Below are 3206 nucleotides of genomic sequence, written 5' to 3' on the forward strand. Positions count from 1 at the left end.
TTGTTAAAATTTTTTTCTTAAATTTTAGCTTTCCTTTGAAAATTTTTTATTTTTTTCCATATTTCTATAATGAATAAAGGCATAAGTGACCAAAAACTTATAATCATTAAATCTTCCCAATTTAAAAGTACTAATTTAAATTTAGTTCTACAAAAAGGTAAAATATAAATAGTAATTTGCAAAAACAAACTAAACATAAAAAAAATTATTAAATAAAAATTTGGCGCAAGTTGAAAAATAGATTTTGTAAAATGTCTTAAATTAAAAACATGGATTAATTGAGAACAACATAAAACCATAAAAGCAAAAGTTTGGGCATATTGATAATTATTATGATATTTTTGATATCCTATAAAAGCCGCAAACCAAGTTAAAAGACCAATCATACCCCCTTCTAAAATAATTTTACTAATAAACATTTTATTTATAAAAGATTGGTTTATTTTTCTAGGTTTTTCTTTCATTAAATTACTTTCTTTTGGTTCCATTCCTAAAGCAATGGCGACTAGCGAGTCTGTTATTAAATTCACCCATAAAATTTGTAATGTAGTCAAAAGTTGAAAATCCATCGAAAATACTAAGTTTCCTAAAAAAGTATGTAAAAAAACTAAAATAATTTCTCCAATATTACAACTTAACAAAAAAATTACACTTTTTTTGATGTTATGAAAAATATTTCTTCCTTCTTCGATAGCCTTCGGAATTGCATTAAAATTATCATCTGTCAAAATCATAGTAGCTGCTTGCTGGGAAATTTCCGTTCCTGTAATACCCATAGCAATTCCGATATCTGCTTGTTTAATGCTAGGAGCATCATTAACTCCGTCTCCTATCATGGCAACTATTTTTCCTTTTTTTTGCCAAGCTTGAATAATTTTTAATTTGTGTTCAGGATTAACACGAGCATAAACTTTAATATTAGGTAATTTATCAAGAAATTCTTTTTCATCTAAACAATCCAAAATATCACCTGTAATAGCTAAATCAGTTTCTTTTGTTAAAAGATTAATATGCGTAGCTACATGTTTAGCTGTAAATAAATGATCTCCAGTAATCATAATAGGTATAATAGAAGCTTGTTGTAAATATTTGATATTTTTTTTAATACCAGAACGTATAGGATCTTCCATCCCAAAAGCTCCTAAAAAGATGATTTTCGATTTGATTTGTTCTAATATTTTAGCAACTGTTAAATGATCTTTTTGCCATTCGTGTGGTAATATAGTTGCATACGCTATTCCTAAAATTTTGTAACCTTCTTGTGAGATATGATTTAAATCTTGTTCAGCTTGCTGAAAAGATGCACTATTTTTAGATATAATTTGATCGTTATATGATATCAACGATGATAAACGAAGTATTAATTCGCCTGCTCCTTTGATCACAACCAAAAATGTGTCTTGATGTTCATGTATTGTGATCATTAACTTATAATGGTCATCAAAAGGAAATTCCTTTGTTTTACGATATATCTTGGTCAAATTGACAAAATCAAAATTCCATAGACGAGCTAAATTAATAAAAGCTTGATCGACTGGATCCGCTACAAAAACTGTATTATTTTTTTTGGCCAAAGAATCATCATCATTCAAATGAGCATTATTACATAAAACACTAAAAGTTAATAATTTGTTGATATATGGATTCAAACGTAAATCAGAATGAACTATATTCATTTGAGGATATAAATATAATTTTTTAATAGTCAATTGATTTTTGGTTAAAGTACCTGTTTTATCAGCGCAAATGACATTAATAGCTCCAATAGTTTCTAAAGCTTTTAAATTTTTGACAATAACTTTTTGATGAACTAATTTTCTTATACCAAAAGCCAAAATAATAGTCACAATAGTTAATAAACCTTCGGGAATAACAGCTACTGCTAAAGCTATTGAAGATAAAAATAATTTTTGTATCATTAACCAATTAATTATATGATAAACCAAATAATTTTTGAATAAATTAATTATAAAATTAAAATTAATGAAAATAACCACTAAACAACAGATAAATTGTGTAAATTGGTTAAGATTTTTTTCTAAAGGTGTTTTTTTTCGTAATGATTTGAAAATTAATTGTTTAATTTGTCCTATTTGAGTCTGCATACCAGTTTTTAATACAACTCCTTTAGCATGACCATAAACAATTATGGTCTGCATAAAAACCATATGAGGAGCATTTAATAAATTAAAAATTGGAGCTATAATTTCCATATTTTTATATACAGGGGTTGTTTCACCTGTTAAAATGACTTCATTAACTTTTAAATGTGTGCTTTTAATTAATCTGATATCAGCAGGAACAACATCACCTGTTTCTAAAAAAATGATATCTCCAATAACTATATTTTCTTTTAAAATTAATTTAACTTTACCATTTCTTAAAACACGAGTATATGGTTTAGTTTTATTTTTAATTATTTTTAAAGATATGTCTTTTTGTCTTTCAAAAAAAAGACCTAAAAAAGCATTAATAATGATGATAACTAAAATCAAACAACCTTCGTATAATTCTTCTGGTTGATTATTCCAATAACCTATTATTAAAGTTATAATGGCTGCTATTAATAAAAGACATACAAATAAATCTTTCAATTGATTTATTAATTTTTTCAACCAAAATACTTTAGTTTCTATTATTAATTTATTAAGTCCGTTTTTTGTTAATCTTTGAGCAGCAACAGAAGATTCAAGGCCTTTTTGGAAATTAGTTTTTAATACGGTTTCTAAACTATTAAGTTCTAATTGTTGTAATGAGGCATTCATGATAAAAAATCATTATACTTTCTAATTTAAATAAAAAAAAGAAGAATCCAAAATAAAAAAAGAAACTTTCCAATAAGATTCTTTCAAATAATAAAAAAATACATTTTTTAACATAAAAAATTAAAAGTAAATTGTTAAATAATTTTATTTTTCTATAATTTTTTTTTCTTCTGAAGGTATGGAATTTTCTTTTTGAGTAATTTTCACTTTTGTAATTACTAATCCATTATAAGTTAAGCCTTCAAATATCCAATTATTATAAGTTAATTTGATTTTTTCATGTCTTTCCGGCATAGTATTTAATTGTCCTAACATAAAACCACTTAATGTTTCGTAATTATCAATTGGTAAATTTGCATTCAAATGTTCTTCTACTTCATATAAATGCGTAGTTCCTTTAGTAATATACTCTTTGTTAGAAATTTTTAAAATATCTATATT

2 protein-coding genes are annotated in these 3206 nt (G+C 24.8%); both read right to left on the bottom strand.

Features of this window, described 5'->3' with window-relative positions; translation table 11 throughout:
* Nucleotides 1–17 precede the first annotated feature (17 nt).
* Nucleotides 18–2765, bottom strand: a complete 2748-nt coding sequence (locus AlmWB_RS00305) for a cation-translocating P-type ATPase (protein ID WP_050337003.1) — start codon at nucleotides 2763–2765, stop codon at nucleotides 18–20.
* A 144-nt stretch (nucleotides 2766–2909) separates the two neighbouring features.
* Nucleotides 2910–3206 (bottom strand): HlyC/CorC family transporter associated domain-containing protein (locus AlmWB_RS00310; RefSeq protein ID WP_275043462.1); only part of this gene is annotated, 297 nt, incomplete at its 5' end.

This window comes from Candidatus Phytoplasma phoenicium (assembly GCF_001189415.1).
GTDB lineage: Bacteria > Bacillota_I > Bacilli_A > Acholeplasmatales > Acholeplasmataceae > Phytoplasma > Phytoplasma phoenicium.

What these genes read in the sequence shown, in the direction of transcription:
- AlmWB_RS00305 (WP_050337003.1), bottom strand. Translation starts at nt 2,765, where the DNA reads ATGAATGCCTCATTACAACAATTAGAACTTAATAGTTTAGAAACCGTA.